General features: G+C 51.9%; 1 pseudogene. It reads right to left on the bottom strand.

Annotated elements, in window-relative coordinates:
* Positions 1-349, bottom strand: a pseudogene (locus tag DXX99_RS11120) (UPF0236 family transposase-like protein); the annotation flags it as partial.

Raw genomic sequence — 349 nt, 5'->3', positions numbered from 1 at the left:
GGAGTCTCCGCCTTCCTCGCCGTTCCCTTCAGTACCTTCTCTACCCCCACCCGATCACCACGCCTCAAGGCTGCCCAAATCTCTCCATATGCCTCTTTGTCCTTCCCTAAAGCTATTTATCCAGGTGAAAAAGATCCAGCACAAATAGACTCCTCGGCAAAAACTCCAGCCCCTTCTTTATCCACCCGCCCCCGTCTCCGCAAAGGTAAATCCGCTCAATCTCAGATAGCTCATAATGCTCCTCAATGTAAGCCAGAACGTCCAGCCACAGCTCATCCGTATCCGGATAAAGCCCCCCTAGATAATAGGGACACTTGAGCTTGAACCGTCCTTTCCCCACCTCTTCTTT

Origin of the sequence: Ammonifex thiophilus, from assembly GCF_003368535.1 — a bacterium.
Classification (GTDB): domain Bacteria; phylum Bacillota; class Desulfotomaculia; order Desulfotomaculales; family Ammonificaceae; genus Ammonifex; species Ammonifex thiophilus.
Note: the sequence above shows the minus strand (reverse complement) of the source record. Positions and strands in the feature narration are given on the sequence as shown.